We start from the raw sequence: 19,896 nt of genomic DNA on the forward strand, positions 1-19,896 counted from the left end.
TATCAGTTAATAAGGCATCGTATTTTTGAAAAGTTATTGGAATTGAATGGAAAATGAACACAATATAAATAAGTATGACTCTACTAAAACACCGCTACGAATTTCTGTGATGGGATGTAAGCATAGAAAAAGACGAGAATGACACGCACGGCTGCATGAAGGCGGTATTTGACCGTTGCGTCGATTCTCCACAAGTTATTTCTAAGTGTGCAATTAAAAATATAACTCCCCGATTAGCAGAAAACATAGATCTAACACCGAAGAATTGGACCTTTGAAGGTTGGAATGACCAATCAAGCATGGGGCATTCTTGATACTTGGGAAAATGAAAGTAATTGGGTTTCTGGTGAGAAAAGAGAGTATGTTTTTGTTTATACCACTCAATACAAAAAATATCGTATTAATGTGACGGCTAACAACGGTGGTATATATGTAAGCATTGACGAATTAGAAATGATGAGTTAGATCACTGAACAAACTGAACCATCCACAGAGCCTACCGAACCTCTGACAGAGCCAGATAACAATCGCGCACTGCTTGAAACTACATTGCATGACGAGGCTATAAAATTTGATCTTTCAATGAGTGAAGTAAACGCGTTTATCAATTGGTATGAAGATAAAGCATCAGGAAGTGGCTCAATATCATTCGCTATTGATAAACATTGGAACAACGAGGGGCAATTTAAGTCCATGACGGCAAGATGGTCGCCATGTCGCTCAGCTACCGGTTAAGGGAATCATTATCGCCCCTTCGGCGGCTTCTTTTATTGCGGCCATCAAGAAGCGTGGTATCCTGCGTGTCATTAAGGCGGCAAATGAGGTTGTGAATGGGATCCATCACGTAGCTTCAGCATTAGTTGAAGGACTCATCAAAACAATGACTGCTTGCTGTAAAGAGACATTCCGGGAGTTTAGCTCCTATGTTTGGGATGAGAAGGCAGTTGCTTGCGGCGAAGATAAGCCGGTCAAAGAGAACGATCACAAAATGGACGGTCATCGTTATTTGTTCATACCATCGTGAAGCGTCGGGGTGGAGTGTTCTTCCCGGGGCAAGCGTGAAAGGAGGAAAACCGTGTCATTACTGTGTCCGACAAATGAATATCAAAAGGAAGTTGAAGACATTATCATCCGGGTGCCCTAACTGCCGCATCACTGGAGGAAATGGAGCCACTACGAATGAAGCATCAGGCTGGCTAAACAGTGTCATAACTCTTATTGTAGACTGGCGGAGCGAAAAGTTATGACCACAAGCCATGTCGCTCCAGATATATGTCTGGAGCTGGAGACAATAAATGCCGAGCAGTGTAGATTGCGATAGACCCGGGATCTCTGCACCCCCTATTCCATTTCCCTTCGGATTTGCTCCAGCATATCGCCGGCAAACGCGATGAGTTCATCCGGTTCGGAATCCGCAGATTTCTGAGCTCCGCCGCTATATTGATGCAAGGCACGTTCTATAATCCGATGATACCTGGGAGGAAGGGTGCGCAGACCCCATTCACCGCCTTCTTGTTTAGAGGAAACCACGCCGGCCTTTAGATAGTACAGCACTCGGCACAGGTTTAGCGTGTAGTACATAGGAGAGTCAGTGATGTCTTGTACCGCACCCTCCACGTCATGGAGAATGGCTTGTATGTAATGCTGCCGGTCAACGTGGGTAAAGATCTCTTGAACGGGTTTGCCGTATAGGGCAATGCCCCGATGAAAAATCACAGTGTAATGGGCGGCCAGGTCGGCGTCTTGGAATCCGCCGCATAGGTAATCGTCATCGGTCAGGTATTTCTCGCGATGAAAGGCGGAATAGTGGAATTCAAATGGAGGCGGATAGACGAGCTCCTGCAGACTGGATTCGAGGACTAGGCTCAGCTCCAACCCCTGTCGATTGGGCATTCCATCGTGGAACGCTATGATTTTTTTGGCCAGCCGTCTCATATGATCCCGGGTAAGCTTGTCCGCTACCACGAGCAGCAGATCGATATCGCTTGTGTCCGGGTTGAAGCAGCCCATAGCCAACGAGCCATGTAAGTAAATGCCGACCAGATTGTCGCCGAGCTCCTCCTTAAACAAGTCGACCGCTTGATCCAAAACCCTTTGCATGTCCACTCGCCCCCCACCTTTCACCCTGTAAGATATTTATCCATTATGTTCAGGAATTCTTTCCTTTGTCAATCTATTGATCCGTTCGTCCGTTTATAGTTGGAATTGGGGAGAGGGAGTCTAATAAAGCAAGCAGGGGATCTGAACGTACATATCGAAGTGAACACGTGACTATGTTTTATATTGAAAGGACGGAGTTATGAACATTTTTCATGCTGACCAACCAAGTCATATTGAAGTATATGCAATCAAGAATTCGGACCAAATTCACGATGAGACGTTCCGTGCCTTGTTCAAGACGTTATCGCCCGATCGACAGGATTATGTATCCAAATTCAGAAGAGCGAGCGATTATCAGCGATCAGTACTTGGTGATGCCATGGTCCATCGAATCCTTCGGGATAAGCTGGGACTTGATCCGATGCATATGGAAATCATAAGAAACGCATATGGCAAGCCGTTCTTAAAGGAGCATGACAACCTGCATTTTAACATCTCCCATTCCGGGCATTGGATTGTATGCGCCGTTAGCAGCACGCCGGTCGGGATTGACGTGGAGAAAATGGAGGCGATCGATATGGATATCGCCAAACGCTATTTTCATATAACCGAGTTTAACGCGCTGTTAGACTGTGATCCTTCCGTCCGGCTTTCCCGCTTCTTTGATCTATGGACGTTAAAGGAAAGCTATATCAAGGCCGTTGGCAAAGGCCTGCATTTGCCGTTGGATTCTTTTGCATTGGAGCTGCAAGGAAGCGGGTGGGCACCTGTGCTTGGCGAGGACGGAGAGACCTACTATTTTAAACAGTATGCGGTGGAAGAAGGTTACAAGCTGTCGGTGTGCGGCATTAGCCGTCATTTCCCTGAGGATGTCCAATTCGTAACCGCTGAGGAGTTATGAGTTACGAGATATAAGTTATGAACGGGACCGGGAAAAACCAGCCCAAGGACGGTGCCCTTGAGCTGGTTTCTTGGCGTTCTATAATAGAGGTGGATCAGACAGGGCGCAGTGCCGGCCATGCCAGCTCGATGCCTTCACTGACGAGCTTTTGCTGGAAGCTGGCGAGTCTTTCTTCGTCGTTCCGGACTTCCGTCGGCAGAATATCATGGTCCAGGCAGTAGCTGAGACAATATCCGGCGGCCTCGCCGATGTTCCATTCTACGGGATGCAGCCGGTAGCAGCCATTGGTAATGTGGGTGACCCCGATGTTTTTGCTGGCAGCCAGCACATTCTTCATCCGTTTCGGAATTAAGCTGCCCAGCGGGATTTGGAACGGCAGGGACGAGATATCAATGTATGGGCGCTCGCCCGTGCTCGGATGCAGATCGATCCGGTAACAGCCGATACCGACGGAATCAGGGAACGTTTCCGAAGCGCTGTCCGGCCGCGATTCGGTTGCCACATGCTGCTCCAGGACCGTGAACTCGGCCTGAATTCTTCTCGACTCACGGATGTAAGGATACATGGCCATCCCGTCTTCCGTTCCGACCACATCGGGACGCAGGCGAAGTCCGGGATAACCCTTCCCGCCATCCGGCCGCGGCACCTCGGTCTGCAGCCAATACAGCAGGGACAAGCTAAGCTGTTTGGCTTGATAGATATGATGGTCGACCTCTTCCTTCGGAACATCGATAATGGAGCCCAGCCAGTAGTCGTTTTGCGGCCAGTTCACAAGCGATACCGAGCTTTCGAACGTACCTTCCGCGAAATGTTTCGGGTCCAGGATTTGCCGGTATTGATAGAGCGGAAACTTACCGTGTCCCGGAAAGATCTCATACTCGACCGGCTCATTTGTGGACGGCTTGACGGCGGTCAGGCTTAACAGCTTATCCGGCCAGAAATCGGGTTTATATTCCCGCCAAAAATCGTAAAGGGCAGGCTTCTCGATCGTGTGGTCCTCCCCCTCCAGATAATCCACGGCAAAACAATACGTAAAGCCCTGCATGTCCTGCGGCAGCGGATCGCCGTCAACGGCATGCGGTTCCCCTGTTTGGGATTTGGACTCGGCGCCGGTAACATATTCGATGCCCGCCAGCGGAAGCAAATCGCCGAGCTCGGTGGCATCCACGAAGAACGGAGCGTGAAGCGTAATTTGATCCTGCGTCTCAAGATGACGAACGGTTACGTTGTTCACGCGATCCCCTGAAACGTCGGCAGACTCTGGCGCATATTGATAGAGGATCTTAAGCCGACCGCTGTGAATGTACGGGGCCAGCATTTGTTGCAGGACGGCGAGGGCCGTGCGCGGCTCATGGCACAGCCGGCTCACGATGCCGCTGCCGGGGTTTAATTGCACATTGGATCTTGCCTTGGGAGTCATGGGGAAGTAATCGCGATAGTACTGGCGGACGCCTTCGCGGAACTGCCGGTAGCTGCGCGTGCAACCAAAGGATTCAATCCACGGATGCTCGTCGGGCGGAACCGCCTGGCTGGTTAGCTGTCCCCCGATCCAAGTGGTCTCCTCGGTCATGATGACCGTCTTTCCTGATTTAGCGGCGGCAAGCGCAGCGGCAGTTCCCCCTGTCCCGCCGCCGAGAATGACGATATCGGCCTGCATTTCTCGTATCATTGACAGATTCTCCTTTTGGGATAGTTTCATAAATGATCCACAAGATAGCACCACAAACAAGTGACTATTCTAATTGTAGATTCTCTCCTGCAGGAAAAGTACGGGACACAGGTGACCTTTTTTGGTAATCTGATGCCGTTTTTTAAGGCTTATTGTCCGGTTTTGTATTTGCTGCGATATTGTCCGGGCGTCATCCCCTCCAGCTTGCGGAAGGAGCGGATAAAGTTCTGCGAATTGTTGTAACTTAGCTTCTCCGCAATATCCTTAATGGGCATGTCGGTTTCGACAAGCCATTTCTTGGACATTTTGAAGCGGTACTGGGACAGGTATTCGCTGAAGGACATATTGGTTTCTTTTTTGAACACGCTGCTAAGATAAAAATTGTTGTAATGGAGGCGGGAAGCACATTCCTCGAGTGTAATATTGCGATCAAACTCATTGCGGATAATCTCGATCATCTGCTCGGAAAGATTCTGGTATTGAGAGTCCTGGCGATCCCGGAATACACTAACCATCGGCCGGATGATGCGTGATTTAAACCAGCTTTCGATATCGTGATTGGTGTAGAGCCGAAGAAGCTCTTCCACGAGAGAGCTGTCCCGGATGTCGAGCTGCTCGAGCATGATCCCGTTCTCCTGCATTACGATCATCAAATCATTTAACAGCCGGATGAGCGAGATTTGATAATCATGCGGGGTCCGATCCTTCCGAAACACTTCGAGCAGCCACTGCTTTAGAAGCTCCACTGCTCGATCTTCATCAGCCAGCTTGATGGCATCAATCAGCTCGTTCTCCACCTGCATCGGGTAGAAATAGACCCGGGTGTGCTTGCCCGAGTTCAGGCTGAAATAAGGGATAATGACACCGGTTCCCAGCTTGATGCGGTGTTTAAGGGCTTCGAGCCCTTCCTGGTACGCGCGTGCCGTTTTGGATAGGTTCTCGTAAGGCAGACTGATGCCGATGCTGACCTCCAGATCGAGAACACTGCGCGTCGTCTTTTGGATCTCCTCCGATAATGTGTAGATATAGTCATTGAATTCTTCCAGCGTGATGCCGCCTCGTCCGATGAGCGTAACCTGCGTGAGATCGATAATGACAGAGGGGAGGCGATGGGAGGAGGGGATCATCTCCTCGATAATATTGTTGATGGCAAACAGCAGCAGGTCACTATCCTTGCGCTCATAGCGGGTTTCGTCCAGCATGTCGATCTGGAGGGTGAATACCGCCAGATGCTCCCAAGCGGATATTTGCTCCTTGAAGCCAAACAGCTCGATCTGCTCCATGACTTCCGGCGGACTGCTCTTGCCCAAAAACAGCTTTTGGAGGAAAAAGGTGCGCACCTGCTGGCTCGTCTGCCGAAGCTCGCTGCGGAGCTTCGTGTTTGAATTGAACATATCCCGGATATGCTCATCGATGATTTGCAGCTCGCTCTTTTTGTTGGCTTGGATTTCCGGCAGACGCTCCACGATATTTTCAAAAATGTGCCGGATTGGCGTGTACATCTTCCGCGTTCCAAGCCATACCAGCAGAATGCTGAAACCGATCATCAGCATGCAGATATACAGCGTAAACCAGCCGATGGAGCGGGACTCCTTGGTAATGGCGGACATTTCGGTAAAGGAGGCATACAACCAGCCGTTAAAATCGGACCGGACGAACGTTACGGACACCGGCTTGTTGTCAATCTTCGTCTCGAACTGCCCCGATTTACTGTCAAAATGGTCCAGCTCCGTCTCCGCATACCCGGTATCGGTCAGATATTGCCCGAGCTTTCCTTGCTCGGGATGTACAACGATCCGGTAATTATGGTCCAGAACCATCACCTCCCGGGTTTCGGGAGGGGTATCCATCATAGCCGCAAGACTGCAGCTGGGAATGGTGGCGAGTGCGACACCCCGGGCGCTGGAGGAGGAGAGCGGCATTTTCTTCACCAGCGCAATCGTGTAGGGGCAGGCATAACTGAGCGTATCGCTGGACCCGAGAGATTCCGTCTCGAGCATCACCCAATTGGAGTTCCCTTGAAGCTCCATGAGTGTCAACAGCGCATCCTTGGAAGCGTATTCATTAAATTTGTACATGCCCCGGTTATTGATCAGCCAGTTGGTTGTCGTGTTCGCAAGGATGACGTCTGTAACCTTGGTCTCCGGAGATTGCAGCAGACTCATCTCTTCTCTCAGTTTGTTATACAATTGGAAGTCATAATAGGACAGGGGCCGATACAACGCGCTTTGCAGAATATTGGAATTAATGACGTAATTCAGTGTATAATCCACAGTCCGCAGCACCTGTTCGAGATTGCTGTTCGTTTGATTCATAATCTGGATATTGCTGCTGTTGACGTGATTTTGGACGGAGGTGGATGATTTCATGAACGAGAAGAAGCCGAGGGCCACGAGAGGAATGATGCTGATGAAACAGCCGTACAGGACCATTTTAGAATAAAAGCTACTTTTTGGATGCAATAGGTACACCTTCCTGTTTAACAAAGTGTATAATCATTGTATGGGCAACCCGGGTTACATTCAATAATCATTTCAAAAAGAATAATCACTGTATTTGATCATCACGGTTTGTCATGAAAAAAGATGTACATATGTTAGGATCATCCCAAACACACGGGATCCGCAAGAAACATGGGGGAACGGAGGTAGAACGGATTGATGACCCGTCTGTCAAACTATGTCATTCTTACGCTTGCTATCCTGATGGTGTCGGCCGCGTGCATCAGCATGGCACGATCATCGGGAGCGGATGGCGGAAGTACGTCTTCTGATCGCAAAACCAGCATTTCAATTATGGCCAACCTGCACACCACCGAGGTTCCCTCCGATCGGATCGAGAAATGGATCGAGGAAAAAACGGGCGTGCAGCTTAACATTCAGTGGGTACCCGACGGGAGTTACGATGAGAAGGTGTTTGCTTCGCTTGCAACAGGGACTTTGCCGCAAGCGCTGTATCTGAAGAATGCCGCATCCTTATCCTATTTCAGGGATGAGATTCGGAGTGGGCTATTCTGGGAAATCGGCCCGTATCTTAAGGACTATCCGAATTTGCAGAGATTGAAGCCCGAGGTTTTGAAGAATACGGCCATCGACGGTAAATTGTACAGCCTGTACCAGGAGCGAGCCTTAGCCCGTTCAGGCATCATTTACCGTAAGGACTGGGCAGATCGGCTGGGGCTATCGGCACCGGAAACGCTTGATGATTTATATGAAATGTTGAAAGGGTTTACATATAACGATCCGGACAATAACGGTATCGATGACACCATCGGTTTGACGGATCGCAACGATTTAATCTACGGGGCTTTCAAGACGATCAGCTCCTATTATGGAACACCGAACAATTGGGGATGGTATAACGATTCATTGCAGCCGGAATTCGTCTTTCCGAAATATATGGAAACGATGAAGTTCTTCAAGAAGCTTCATAACGAAGGACTGATCAATGAAGACTTCCCGATTACCAGCAAGACCGACCAGCTGGAGCTGTTCGTAACGGGAAAAGCCGGGGTTTATATCGGCGCGATGGGAGATGTCCTGTCCCTGGAGTCAAGGCTGCTGGCGAATGATCCCAAGGCAGTGCTGGACGTTCACAATCGGGTTCTCGGGCCGGAAGGGTACGGGGTATGGGCTTCGCAGGGGTACGGGACGGTGATTCTGTTTCCGAAGTCCGCGATTGCTACGGAAGAGGAGTTGAAGAGCGTACTCTCCTTCTATGACGCGCTGATGAGTCCTGAACTTGCAAACCTGATGTATTGGGGAATCGAAGGGATCCATTATACCGTTCAGAATGGCAAAGCGATGGCGGTGGATGCCTTTGAATTAAGGGAAAAGGATGTAAAGCCCTATCAGGCTTTGATGACCGGAGGATTCAGCACCATACCGGGCATGCTGCAGCCGGTTAACACGAATCAGGTTAAGGATAAAGCCGAGCGGCTGATTTACGATAATGAGAGTTTCCTCATTTACGATCCCACCGCACCGCTGGAGTCTCCAATGTATAACGAAATCGGCGTCAGGTTGAATGAACGCATACGGGATGCCACCTATCAATTTATGTTAGGAATGATCGATGAGCAGGGTTTCGAAGCCGAGATCGACCGTTGGCTGGAAGAGGGGGGCAGGCAGATTATCGAGGAATATAATGCTTCCTACCGAAGCACGGTCGGACCCTATTTACATGATAAATACCGCTAGGGGATTAATTTCCCCGGCGGTATTTTTGTTTTGCAATGCGTGAGCGATCTCATTGACAATATAATCATTAGATTTGATTCCACAGCATTAAATATCGGGCGTGACCGAACTCTCCATATCCAATCTCAGGATTATATACGTACCGGGCTTCCCTCAACTAAGCTGTTTCTTGTCAGTCCCTATTCAAATTTAAAACGGAGGTCAGAAGATGAAGAAGAAGAAAGCCAGTACCATCCTGGCAATTGTAACCGCTTTATCCGTGTTGGCTGGCTGTGGCGGCAACTCCGCCCCTGCAGCAACCGGCAGCTCAAACGGAAGTTCGGCCCAAGGCGAGAACAAGAACGAACCGGTATCCATCTCGATTATGGCCAACCTCCATACCCCTGAAGTTCCCTCCGACATGATTGAGAAGCTGCTGGAAGAGAAAACGGGCACCAAGCTCGACATTCAGTGGGTGCCGGACGGCACTTATGATGAAAAGGTCAATGCCTCCTTTGCAACCGGAACGCTGCCGCAGGTGACGTATCTGAAGAATGCCGCTTCGCTTGTGAATATGCGTGATGCGATCCGTAACGGGCAATTTTGGGAAATCGGGCCATTGCTGGATCAGTATCCGAACCTCAGCAAGTTGAAACCTGAAGTGTTAAAGAACACGGCGGTGGACGGCAAAATCTATGCGCTTTACCGTGAAGTGCCTTTGTCACGCCAGGGCATCATTTACCGCAAGGATTGGGCCGACAAGCTTGGGCTCAGCGCCCCGACCAATGTGGACGAATTCTATAATATGCTGAAGCAGTTCAAGGAGAAGGATCCTGACGGCAACGGCAAAGATGACACCATCCCGCTGACGGATCGAAATGACCTGATTTATGGCGCGTTCAAAACGATCAGCTCGTGGCTCGGCACGCCGAATAACTGGGGCGAGAAGGACGGCAAGCTGGCTCCCGAATTTATGTTCCCCGAATATATGGAGACGATGAAATTCTTCAAGAAACTTCACCAGGAAGGCCTGATCAATCAGGATTTCCCGGTTACCAGCAAAACCGATCAACAAAATCTGTTCATTACCGGAAAGTCGGGCGTTTATATCGGAGCGATGGGGGACGTATCCAGCCTTCATCCCAAGGTCGTCGAAGTGAATCCGGATGCGGAGCTCGATGTTCAGAATAAAATCGAAGGTGGCCCGAATGGCTTCGGAATCTGGTCGGTTCCCGGCTATGGCTCGGTGATTCTCTTTCCGAAATCAGCTATCAAATCGGAAGAAGAGCTAAAGGATGTGCTTGCCTTCATGGATCAGTTGATGAGTCCGGAACTTGGCAACCTCATCTATTGGGGGGTTGAAGGACAGCATCACAAGCTGGAGGAAGGCAAGGTCATCCCTTCGGAAGACACGAAGCTGACTGATCGCGAAGTGAAGCCGTATCAAGCCATGCAGGTCGGCGGACCATTAACGATTGAAGGATTTTATGAGGCAAAGCATATGCTCCCGGTCAAAGCGAAATCCGAGGAAATGATTATGGAGAATAATGAATACCTCATAGAGGATCCTTCGGCTTCACTGGATTCCAAGACATTTAACGAAAAGGGCGTACAGCTGCAGGAGATGATTAAAGACGGCACGTATCGATTTATGCTTGGTGATATCGATGAGGCCGGATTCCAGGCTGTGGTGGATAACTGGCTTAAGAGCGGCGGTCAGCAAATCATCGATGAGTTCAACGTTTCCTACGAATCTTCCAAATAATGAACAAGCCAGCATCCCGAACGGCCGGAGACTGCAATGCTGCATTCTCCGGCAGGCTTCGGGACAGAAAGGAAGTCTGAGATCATGAGCGAAACCGCAGTGAAGACCGGGTTGAGCAAGAGCGCCCGTAAAATACCGGAGACCGGTCGAATGAGAAGAATAATAAAAAACCGGGCGATCTACCTCATGATTCTTCCGGGATTTTTATACTTCCTGATCTTTAAATATATCCCGATGTCGGGATTGATCATAGCCTTCCAGGATTATCAGGCTTATCTCGGCGTTACGGGAAGCCCCTGGGTGGGGCTCAAGCATTTTGAACGGCTGTTTACCGAGCCGATGTTTTTCACGATTTTGGGCAACACGCTGCTGCTGTTTTTCTTGAACCTGGCATTCTATTTTCCGGTGCCAATCATTCTTGCCTTAATGCTCAACGAGGTTCGGCGCGAAGTGTTTAAACGATTTATCCAGACGCTGGTGTACATTCCCCACTTCATGTCTTGGGTTATCATCGTATCCATTTCGTTTGTCATGTTATCGATGGATCGCGGCATCATTAATGAATTGCTGGTTATGGCCGGATTCGAAAAAATCAATTTTCTGATGAGCAGCGAATGGTTCCGGCCGATGTATGTCCTGCAGATTATCTGGCGGGAGGCAGGCTGGGGAACAATCATCTATTTGGCTGCCATGGCGGCGATTGATCCCGGCCTATACGAAGCGTCCCGGATTGACGGGGCCAGCCGCTTTCGGCAAATGTGGCATATTACGCTTCCTTCGATTCGAAGCGTGATCGTCGTTTTGTTGATTTTGAAAATCGGCGACGTGCTGGAACTTGGGTTCGAACATATCTATCTCCTCTTAAACTCGATGAACCGGGATGTGGCGGAGATATTCGATACGTATGTTTATACCGCAGGTCTTAAGCAAGGTCAGTTCAGCTTCAGTACGGCGGTCGGGTTCTTTAAATCGCTGATCGGTCTCATTCTGGTAATGCTGGCCAATTGGCTGGCCAAAAAAGCCGGAGAAGAAGGCATCTATTAACTACAGAAAGGTGGACCGCTATGGTACAAGATAAAACGATATCGAGCCGAATCTTCGATATCGTGAATTATACGCTGCTGTTGATCATTGGCCTGGTTACCATCCTGCCTTTCCTTCATGTCATCGCCGGATCCTTCACAACAGTGACGGAGCTGGCGCAGAAGCAGTTTGTCCTGTTTCCGACCGTTTGGTCCCTTGATGCTTACAAATATGTGTTTTCAACCAATACGGTATTTCGCTCGCTTGGCGTTTCCGTTGGAGTCACCTTCTTAGGCACCTTGTTCAGCATGCTGTTAACCTGCTTGATGGCCTACGGGCTGTCGCGCAGGGATCTGGATGGCCGAAATTTCATCATGTTCATGGTCTTGTTCACGATGCTGTTCAGCGGCGGAATGATCCCAACGTTTCTCGTGGTGAAGGAGATGGGGCTGATCGATACGTATGCGGCCCTGATTGTCCCGACGGCGATCAATGCCTTCAATCTTATCATCATGCGAAACTTCTTTCAGAACCTGCCTGAGGGACTGGAGGAATCCGCGAAGATCGACGGGGCCGGCGATTGGGGCATCCTGTTTCGAATCGTGATTCCGCTTTCGATGCCTGCCATTGCGACCATATCGCTCTTTTATGCGGTTACTTACTGGAACACGTATATGTCGGCGATTCTGTACCTGAATGATGCGGCCAAATGGCCGGTGCAGGTCATCCTGCGGCAGATCGTCATCCTGGCCAGCGGTTTGGCGGCGGACACCTCCGGCATGGACGAATTTGTCCGACCGCCGGAGCAAACGGTGAAGATGGCGGTCATCGTCATTGCTACGCTTCCGATTCTGTGCGTGTATCCGTTCCTGCAGAAGCATTTTGCGAAGGGTGCGCTGCTGGGTTCCATCAAGGGATAGAGAGGAGCGAAGGTTGGTGTTGGAAAAGAAACGATATGCGCCGATCATTGCCGGCAATTATGCGGACCCGTCGATCATCCGGGTCGGCGAGGATTATTACATGACGCATTCCTCCTACAAGCTGACGCCCGGGCTCGTCATCTGGCATTCGCGCGATTTGCTCAATTGGAGCCAAGTTGGGGCTGCGCTGCCCTACTACGAGGGGAATGTGTGGGCGCCGGATTTCGTAGCGCATAACGGGATGTATTATATTTATTATCCGGCTGGGCGGACGAACTGGGTCGTTACCGCGTCCAGTCCGGCGGGACCGTGGAGCAAACCGATCAATCTGGGGATCAAGGGAATTGATCCGGGGCATACGGCAGGACCGGACGGGAAGCGTTATTTGCATATGTCAGGCGGTGATTTTGTAGAGCTTACGGCGGACGGACTCGCGATCGCGGGTGAAGTCAGACATGTGTATAACGGCTGGCGGTATCCGGACGATTGGGTCGTGGAGGCGTACAGCCTGGAGGGGCCGAAAATTACCGTTCACGATGGTTATTACTATCTGACGGCAGCCGTCGGAGGGACGGCCGGTCCGCCTACAAGCCATATGGCTGTATCGTCAAGATCCAGAACGCCATGGGGGCCCTGGGAACACTCTCCGTACAACCCGATTATCCATACGGAATCCAGGGATGAACGCTGGTGGTCCAAAGGACACGCCTCGTTGATCGACTCGCCGGATGGCCAGTGGTGGATGGTCTACCATGCTTATGCCAATGGGTTCCATTCACTGGGCAGACAGACCTTGCTTGAACCGATCGAATGGACTTCCGATGGATGGTTTCGTGCTGCAGGAGGCCGTGAGAGTCTTATTGACCAGTACGATCGGCCGCATGATGATGGAAAAACCAATGCTGGGAATCAAGGAGCCTCATTCAGGGATCCCTTTGACGGTCCTGAGCTGGGGTTGCACTGGCAGTGCGAAGGCGTGGAGCCTTCTGCACGGTTCCGTCCGGGGAATCATGAATTGGTAGCCGAGGCCGCCTCCGAGGCAAAAGCTTCTCCGCTGCTCTATATGGCGGGCCATAAGCGTTATTCAGCAGAGGTTGAGATCATCGTGGAGGGTCCGGCAGAAGGCCGCCTGCTCCTCTATTATAACGATGCGGCATATCTTGGTATGGGAGTCAACGAGCATGGAGTGCGGCATTTCCGGTCATTCAAGAGCTACGGCACGATGCAGAACCATACTCGCAGGGCTTTTTTGCGGTTGGTTAATGATGCGCATATCGTTTCATTCTATTACAGCTTCGATGGGGTGGAATGGATCCGGTATGACAAAGTGGCGGATGTTTCAGGATTCCATCACAACACGTTTGGCGGGTTTCAGAGCCTCCGCATCGGACTGGATGCCGTCGGCAAAGGCACGGTGATTTTTCGGGATTTTTCATATAACGTCATAAGCAACTGAAAGAAGGGATAGGCCATGACAAAGGGATTAGAGAACATTCTGGAGGGGGGCGATAGGCTGTTTGAAGGTTTCTTCGAATGGCTCGAAGGACAATATGACGCTGCTTCCGGCGGTTTTTATTACGCCCGCAGTTCCAGGGATTCCGATGCGTTCACGCCGGACATCGAATCGACGGCACAAGCATTGGGCATTATCGAGCGCTGCGGACTTCGGCAAAGGCTGACCGATGACATCAAGGCGGATCTTGTGCGTTTTTTCCAGTCCAAGCAAGACCCTGGGACGGGGTATTTCTATGATGCTGATCCCAAGATGAGAAAAGACGATGTGATGGTGGGCCGTGCACTTGGCTACAGCGTAGGAGCACTCCGAACGTTGGGCGCATCCCCATTGCATCCGCTGCCGGGCAATCGGAATAGGGCTCCGGCATACTGCCGTTCTCCTAAGGCTTATGCGGAGTGGCTGCGTTCCATCAGTCTTGCGAACAGCTGGCGCGGCTGCGACCGGCTGTGTAACTCAGCCCCCTATTTATATCAGATGACGCCGGGGGATCGGGAGTCGTTCTTATCTGAAGCCCTATCTTATTTTGCAAGTATACAAGACCCCGAAACCGGGTTGTGGGGTGAAGGCACTCCTTATGTGCGAATATCGGGAACCTTCAAGCTGTTGACGTTCTATAATCGGTTTCAGGTTCCTCTGCCACGGACGCCGGAAATATACCGATCCCTGCAGCACGCTTTGCGGAGCGAGAATGCCGTTGATATGTGTTATATTCGGAACCCGATCAGCCTTCTGACCTCGATGAAGCTGCGGATTCCGGAAGAGGACGTTCTGGAGATCGCGGAAATCACCTTGCGGAACATGGCGCGGCTCAAGCGGGCGGACGGCGGCTTTTCCAGGGAAATCGATCATTCCCCGCCGGCACCGAATGTGGCTCAAGTGAAGCAAGGTGAGTATTATCCTGACATGCCGGAGGCGGTTCCACTGGGCAAGGGTGAGGTTGAAGGGGACATGAATGCGGGAACACAGGCGATTCTTATCCGCTATTCGCTGCATGAGCTCGGGGGGCTGCAGGGACGAAAGCTGGATATTGCGGATTCTGTGTTCTCATCTCTACGAGCAGGTACGGGCAGATGATCTATGAGCCAGGACCTCTAGATGTATTGGATCAGTCAGCCGGGATGACGCTCTGAATTTTTATGACTTGGATAATAGGAATACATAGCCCCTTCGGCGAAGAAGTATAAAGGTTTTTTTTATTTAATGAATCGATGAACACGTAAATTCGGTACTTGGATTAGCAGAGGAGGAGGATCATGGCGGAAATCGGCGTTTGGGAACAAGCGGAGCCCGGGGTGACAAGGAAGGTGTTTCAACCCGGAACGGGGCTGATGATGATGGAGGTGCATTTTGAAGAAGGGGCGGAAGGTGCCTGGCATAGTCATCCCCATGAGCAGATGAGCTACTGCCTGAAGGGTGCCATTGAATTTTATATCAACGGTGAGACGACCCTGGTGCGGCAGGGTGATACCATCGTCATTCCCGGCGGGGCGGAGCATGGGGTAAAAGCTCTGGAACCTTCCGCTCTTTTGGATACGTTTACACCGCTGAGACTGGATTTGCTTGGTCTCTGAGTGCCTAAAGCTAAAAGAAATGTTGAAGAAATGAATGAATAGACGACTGGATATGAAGACAGAAAGGAATGGATATGATGAATCTTTGGGAACAGAATATTCCAGGACAAGAATCGGTGGAAGAGAAGTTCACACCCTACATGACACCTTATCTATTACAAAATGAAACCCCTCACGGAGCCGTGCTTGTGCTTCCGGGGGGCGGGTACGAGCGGCGCGCGGATCATGAGGGTGATCCGATTGCCATGTGGCTGAATTCAATTGGGCTATCTGCCTTTGTCGTTCATTACCGTGTGGCCCCTTATCGCCATCCCTATCCGCTGGGCGATGCCCAGCGTGCAGTCCGGCTTGTAAGGCATCACGCCAAGGAGTGGAACATCGATCCGGATCGTATCGGAATCCTTGGGTTCTCGGCAGGCGGACATCTCGCGGCGAGCGCCAGCACTCATTTCGACGAAGGAAACCCGGAGGCCGTGGATGCTGTGGACCGGCAGAGCTCCCGCCCGAACGCTTCCATCCTGTGTTACCCGGTCATTTCTTTTAAGGATTATTACCATGAGGGCTCCATGTCCAGGCTGTTGGGAGAGAACCCGCCGGAAGAGTTGAGAAATGCGTTGTCGCTTGAGCTTGCGGTGAAACCGGAGACCCCTCCTTCCTTTCTATGGCATACCGCTGACGACGGCGCGGTTCCCGTTGAGAACAGCCTCATGTATGCCAAAGCGCTAAGCGAGCAGCGCATCCCGTTTGAGCTTCATGTTTTTCCGGAGGGCCGGCATGGTCTTGGTCTTGCGGAAGAAGATGCCAGTGTTTCGCAATGGACGGGCCTGTGCGCGGGCTGGCTGCAGAAGATCGGATTCCTGTCGCAAGCGGTCGTGCAGGGAAGGTAGGACTGAGCAGCATAACTTGAGAACTCATGCAAAAAAACAAGCTCATCTGATAAATTCAGATGAGCTTGTTCGCATAACCTAAAAATCAGGACCGGCCTCTAATCTCCTGTCGGAGGAACAGGACGTAAGAGATGGCGAAGCAGATCAGCGTGGCTGCGGTCAGTCCGGTAATTTGCGGCCAGACGAGCAGCAGGCTTTGACCAAACGGCAGCGGACTAGCAATGGCACCGTACACCTGCTCCTGCGTGAGCGGTCCGAGATTGCGGATGGACGGCATCAGCAGAGTGCTCGTTGCCTCATTAAACAGGGTATATGGCGACAGCCGGCCAAGCCAGAGCATCAGATTCTGATAGCTCACGACATCATGGGCCGTGGCTGAGGCGGAGTCCGGAGCCAATCCCCGTGCCAGCAATTGCAGGATCATATCAAAAAAGAAGCTGAAGAACAGCCAGACCGAAATGCTTGACAGGGCGGAAGTCGCCGGCTGGCGGAATCTTACGGAGAACATAATGGACAGATTCAGCCAGAAGCCAACGTAAAAAATGGTCACGACCAGAAAGCTGATGGTTCTCAAAAATTCCTCGAAGGTTGGCGGTATGCCGATAATCAGGGTGCCCAGCGCCATGGTCAGCAGCCCGAGCGTGATAAACATGATGCTGATCACGATCAGGGAAGCGGCGAACTTCGCATTGAGCAGGTCGTCGCGGTGAATCGGCTGGGCCATGATTCGGCTGAGCGTCCCTTTGTTCCGTTCACTGTTGATGGCATCAAAGCCCATGCCGATTCCGAGCAATGGACCTAAGAAACCAACAAATCCGATGAAGGTCGGAAGGGTTCCGTCCGAGAGGGTGAACAGTTTCAGGATGACAAAATCATCGACCCCGTTCTCCGAGCCGAGAGCTTCCCGGATGCTGTTCATAGCCGTATAAAGCGAAGCCACGCAGGTTAAGGCAATGATGCCCAGCAGTAATATGAAGCGCCAGCTCCAGATATGGTCCGCGATCTCTTTGCGGACCAGCACGCCGAAAGCTGAAGGCGTGGTCGATTTGACTGATTCTCCTGTCGCTGATTGACCGGGCGTGTTGGTTCGCTTGGAAAATGTTTTTTTGAAGTTTTCAGAGTAGGACTGCAGCCGGCGGCCAATGTCAGCCAGCTTATCCTGTACGCTCGGCACTCTTCGCTCTGCCATGCTCATCACCTCCTGCAAAATAACGGTGGTAGATTTCATCCAAACCGTACTGCTGGCGGTTCAGCGAGAATAGCTGGACACCTGCATTCACAACCGCTCGGGCAATTTCAGGGCTGCAATCCTTATCGGCCCGGATCAGAACCTTAGCTGGAAGGTCTCTGATCCGGGTGTCCGCATGCTTAGCCGGATCGCTTTCGACAGCCGGAACCTCGATCAGGTGAACCCCTTCGATAGCGCTGATCTCATCACGCAATTCGGGCCGCAGCTCATCCAGCTCCACCGTGATCATAATCGGATCATCGGCGAACAGGGTCCGGGACAGCCCCTCGACATCCCCTTCGGCGAGAAGCCGTCCCCGCACGAACAGGCCGACGCGGTCGCAAATCTGCTGAACCTGGTGCAGTTGGTGGGACGATAGCAGTACGGTAAGGCCCTGCTCACGGCTTAGCTTCCGGATCAAACGCAGCAGCTCCTCCATTCCTGTTGGATCGATGCCCAAGGTCGGTTCATCGAGGATGATAATCTCCGGGGATTTCATCAAGACGTCCGCGAGTCCGAGCCGCTGTCGCATCCCGCGGGAATAGGCTCCTGTCTTCTTATGGGCTGCCTGCGTGAGCCCGACTTGCTCCAACAGCTCCAGTGCCCTTTCCCGGGCTTGGGAATCGGGGATTCGATTCAGCCGGGCCGTTAGCATCAGGTTCTCCAATCCAGTTCGGTCCTCGTAAAAGCCGACGTCATCAGGCAGGTATCCGACCCGCCGCTTGACCGGGATCGGTTCTCTTGTCGGATTGAGGCCGAGCACGTTAATCGTTCCTGAATCCGGTTCGCTGAGTCCGAGCAGCATCAGGATCGTGGTGGACTTGCCCGCACCGTTCGGGCCGAGCAGACCGAAGATCTCGCCGCGTTTAATTTGGAGGGATAAACGGTCTACCGCCTTCGTTTCGTTGTAGCTCTTCGTCAATTCGTGAATGTCAATGACCGTATCCATCAAGGTTATCTCCTTCCGTATTTACGAATGAGAACATAGATGCCTCCCAGAATAGCAACGATGACAAGCACGCCGATCCAGCCCCACAGCATGGAGCCTTTGACGGCTACGCGGAATTGGGCGTCGGAGCTTGCTTCAGCCGCGGCAGCCTTCAGGCTGGTGACATAATCACCCGCAATGGCTTTGTCGCTTGACGTCAGTTTGGCCTCAACCGTTGTGGATTTGCCTGCGGGCAGATTTTCGATCGTTTTCGGGTTGAAGCTTACTTCCCAGTCCACCGGCGTATCGGAGCTAAGATTAATATCCGAGAGAGGTGCGGTCCCCGTATTCTTGACCAGCAGCTCAATGGTTTTGCTGCCGCCCGCATTGACGTTTGTACTGAGCAAACCGCTTGGTGTTGTAAGCTCCAGCCCATAAGATCCCGTAATGACGGCCTCCAGCGCAAGCTCGGAGGATGTCGATGAATTGGAGGCACGGATCGGAATGGAGAAGGAGCCTTCCGTCACTTCGGCAGGCGGTTTGATATCGACGGTGATAGATTGGCTTGCACCCGCTTCGATTTCGACGGAGGATACCTGCTTGCCGCCTGAGGTGAATGTAACGTCCCAACCGGCCTGAGCATCGGCCTGAAGGGCATAGTTTTGTTTATTGGCGGTTCGGTTTTGCAGATTCACCGTGTAGGTAAACGTGGAATCGGCATGCCCCTCCAGATTGGCTTGATCGGTTGTGAGCTCTGTTTGATAGGTTCCTTTTTCCGTGATATCCACGGTTAAAGGCAGACTGGCCATGGATCCCGCCGTTACTTGAAACCGATAGGAGCCTTTATCTACTTTAAGCGGTACGGTAACCTCCAAGGACACCGATTCCGATTCGCCCGGCTTCACGGACACTTCTTTCAGCTGCCAGCCTCCGCCGTTAAGCTTGGTGCTCCAGCCGCTCGGCAGGCTGTTGATTTGGAGCGGGACCGTAATGACGCCGCTCGTATTGTTTTTGACTTCAAGGGGATAATTGATGACTTCCCCCGGTGGAACGGAAATCGAGGTGTAAGGTGTGTACAAGGTGATTTCCCCGGCGGCGAACGCGGTATTTCCTCCACTTAACAAGTAAGTACCCAGGATGAACAAGAGCAGCAGGTTCAGCTGCTTGGCTCTCTTTCTAAGCAATTTCATGACACTACCCCTCCTAATTT

16 protein-coding genes are annotated in these 19,896 nt (G+C 51.5%); 10 read left to right on the top strand and 6 right to left on the bottom strand.

Annotated elements, in window-relative coordinates; genetic code table 11:
- Positions 1–285 precede the first annotated feature (285 nt).
- Positions 286–465, top strand: a complete 180-nt coding sequence (locus MKX98_RS09020; protein ID WP_194541573.1) for a hypothetical protein — start codon at positions 286–288, stop codon at positions 463–465.
- Between the two features lie 876 nt (positions 466–1,341).
- Here MKX98_RS09020 and MKX98_RS09025 read toward each other — a convergent pair.
- Entirely contained in the window at positions 1,342–2,100 is a 759-nt protein-coding gene (locus MKX98_RS09025; protein WP_259445405.1) for an aminoglycoside adenylyltransferase domain-containing protein, read from the bottom strand.
- A 199-nt stretch (positions 2,101–2,299) separates the two neighbouring features.
- On the opposite strand from MKX98_RS09025, the gene MKX98_RS09030 reads away from it, so the two are divergent.
- Positions 2,300–3,001: a 4'-phosphopantetheinyl transferase superfamily protein gene (locus MKX98_RS09030; protein WP_220686092.1), complete on the top strand. Its 702-nt coding sequence runs from the start codon at positions 2,300–2,302 to the stop codon at positions 2,999–3,001.
- Between the two features lie 94 nt (positions 3,002–3,095).
- On the opposite strand, the gene MKX98_RS09035 is transcribed toward MKX98_RS09030, so the two are convergent.
- Both MKX98_RS09035 and MKX98_RS09040 read right to left on the bottom strand, forming a co-directional pair.
- Positions 3,096–4,670, bottom strand: coding sequence for an FAD-dependent oxidoreductase (locus MKX98_RS09035; protein ID WP_339222685.1), 1,575 nt, complete (start codon positions 4,668–4,670; stop codon positions 3,096–3,098).
- Between the two features lie 149 nt (positions 4,671–4,819).
- Positions 4,820–7,132: an AraC family transcriptional regulator gene (locus MKX98_RS09040; protein WP_339222687.1), complete on the bottom strand. Its 2,313-nt coding sequence runs from the start codon at positions 7,130–7,132 to the stop codon at positions 4,820–4,822.
- Positions 7,133–7,330: 198 nt separating this feature from the next.
- Between MKX98_RS09040 and MKX98_RS09045 the strand changes: the two genes are divergently transcribed.
- From MKX98_RS09045 to MKX98_RS09080, 8 genes are all read left to right on the top strand, one after another.
- On the top strand, positions 7,331–8,869 hold the full coding sequence (locus MKX98_RS09045) for an extracellular solute-binding protein (RefSeq protein WP_339224372.1): 1,539 nt from the start codon (positions 7,331–7,333) through the stop codon (positions 8,867–8,869).
- 208 nt (positions 8,870–9,077) lie between these two features.
- Positions 9,078–10,613 (top strand): extracellular solute-binding protein, encoded by a 1,536-nt coding sequence (locus MKX98_RS09050; protein ID WP_220686088.1) that lies wholly within the window; start codon positions 9,078–9,080, stop codon positions 10,611–10,613.
- Positions 10,614–10,763: 150 nt separating this feature from the next.
- A complete protein-coding gene (locus MKX98_RS09055; RefSeq protein ID WP_233355169.1) occupies positions 10,764–11,657 on the top strand; it encodes a sugar ABC transporter permease in 894 nt (297 codons plus the stop codon).
- Between the two features lie 20 nt (positions 11,658–11,677).
- Positions 11,678–12,556, top strand: a complete 879-nt coding sequence (locus tag MKX98_RS09060) for a carbohydrate ABC transporter permease (RefSeq protein ID WP_071222846.1) — start codon at positions 11,678–11,680, stop codon at positions 12,554–12,556.
- A 16-nt stretch (positions 12,557–12,572) separates the two neighbouring features.
- Positions 12,573–14,012 carry a family 43 glycosylhydrolase gene (locus MKX98_RS09065; RefSeq protein ID WP_339222690.1) on the top strand — a complete coding sequence of 480 codons (1,440 nt, stop codon included), beginning with the start codon at positions 12,573–12,575 and terminating at the stop codon, positions 14,010–14,012.
- Between the two features lie 15 nt (positions 14,013–14,027).
- The gene (locus MKX98_RS09070; RefSeq protein ID WP_339222692.1) at positions 14,028–15,146 is read left to right on the top strand and encodes a hypothetical protein; all 1,119 of its coding nucleotides are present in this window, start codon (positions 14,028–14,030) and stop codon (positions 15,144–15,146) included.
- A 179-nt stretch (positions 15,147–15,325) separates the two neighbouring features.
- Positions 15,326–15,643 (top strand): cupin domain-containing protein, encoded by a 318-nt coding sequence (locus MKX98_RS09075; protein WP_194541578.1) that lies wholly within the window; start codon positions 15,326–15,328, stop codon positions 15,641–15,643.
- Between the two features lie 77 nt (positions 15,644–15,720).
- On the top strand, positions 15,721–16,530 hold the full coding sequence (locus MKX98_RS09080; protein ID WP_194545097.1) for an alpha/beta hydrolase: 810 nt from the start codon (positions 15,721–15,723) through the stop codon (positions 16,528–16,530).
- Between the two features lie 85 nt (positions 16,531–16,615).
- Here the strand turns inward: MKX98_RS09080 and MKX98_RS09085 are convergent, their stop codons facing one another.
- From MKX98_RS09085 to MKX98_RS09095, 3 genes are read right to left on the bottom strand one after another with little or no spacing between them, the layout of a single operon-like run.
- Positions 16,616–17,719, bottom strand: coding sequence for an ABC transporter permease (locus MKX98_RS09085; protein WP_339222694.1), 1,104 nt, complete (start codon positions 17,717–17,719; stop codon positions 16,616–16,618).
- Positions 17,685–18,707 (bottom strand): ABC transporter ATP-binding protein, encoded by a 1,023-nt coding sequence (locus MKX98_RS09090; RefSeq protein WP_339222696.1) that lies wholly within the window; start codon positions 18,705–18,707, stop codon positions 17,685–17,687. The genes MKX98_RS09085 and MKX98_RS09090 overlap by 35 nt, the downstream gene beginning before the upstream one ends.
- A 5-nt stretch (positions 18,708–18,712) precedes the next feature.
- On the bottom strand, positions 18,713–19,876 hold the full coding sequence (locus MKX98_RS09095) for an NEW3 domain-containing protein (protein ID WP_339222698.1): 1,164 nt from the start codon (positions 19,874–19,876) through the stop codon (positions 18,713–18,715).
- Positions 19,877–19,896 lie beyond the last annotated feature (20 nt).

This window comes from Paenibacillus sp. FSL W7-1332, from assembly GCF_037969785.1.
Lineage (GTDB): Bacteria > Bacillota > Bacilli > Paenibacillales > Paenibacillaceae > Paenibacillus_AQ.

Excerpts from the sequence above, each read along its gene's own strand:
- MKX98_RS09020 (WP_194541573.1), top strand. The coding sequence starts at position 286 with ATGACCAATCAAGCATGGGGCATTCTTGATACTTGGGAAAATGAAAGT.
- MKX98_RS09060 (WP_071222846.1), top strand. The coding sequence starts at position 11,678 with ATGGTACAAGATAAAACGATATCGAGCCGAATCTTCGATATCGTGAAT.
- MKX98_RS09055 (WP_233355169.1), top strand. The coding sequence starts at position 10,764 with ATGAGAAGAATAATAAAAAACCGGGCGATCTACCTCATGATTCTTCCG.
- MKX98_RS09080 (WP_194545097.1), top strand. The coding sequence starts at position 15,721 with ATGAATCTTTGGGAACAGAATATTCCAGGACAAGAATCGGTGGAAGAG.
- MKX98_RS09035 (WP_339222685.1), bottom strand. The coding sequence starts at position 4,670 with ATGATACGAGAAATGCAGGCCGATATCGTCATTCTCGGCGGCGGGACA.
- MKX98_RS09090 (WP_339222696.1), bottom strand. The coding sequence starts at position 18,707 with ATGGATACGGTCATTGACATTCACGAATTGACGAAGAGCTACAACGAA.
- MKX98_RS09050 (WP_220686088.1), top strand. The coding sequence starts at position 9,078 with ATGAAGAAGAAGAAAGCCAGTACCATCCTGGCAATTGTAACCGCTTTA.
- MKX98_RS09085 (WP_339222694.1), bottom strand. The coding sequence starts at position 17,719 with ATGGCAGAGCGAAGAGTGCCGAGCGTACAGGATAAGCTGGCTGACATT.
- MKX98_RS09070 (WP_339222692.1), top strand. The coding sequence starts at position 14,028 with ATGACAAAGGGATTAGAGAACATTCTGGAGGGGGGCGATAGGCTGTTT.
- MKX98_RS09045 (WP_339224372.1), top strand. The coding sequence starts at position 7,331 with ATGACCCGTCTGTCAAACTATGTCATTCTTACGCTTGCTATCCTGATG.
- MKX98_RS09025 (WP_259445405.1), bottom strand. The coding sequence starts at position 2,100 with ATGCAAAGGGTTTTGGATCAAGCGGTCGACTTGTTTAAGGAGGAGCTC.
- MKX98_RS09095 (WP_339222698.1), bottom strand. The coding sequence starts at position 19,876 with ATGAAATTGCTTAGAAAGAGAGCCAAGCAGCTGAACCTGCTGCTCTTG.
- MKX98_RS09075 (WP_194541578.1), top strand. The coding sequence starts at position 15,326 with ATGGCGGAAATCGGCGTTTGGGAACAAGCGGAGCCCGGGGTGACAAGG.
- MKX98_RS09030 (WP_220686092.1), top strand. The coding sequence starts at position 2,300 with ATGAACATTTTTCATGCTGACCAACCAAGTCATATTGAAGTATATGCA.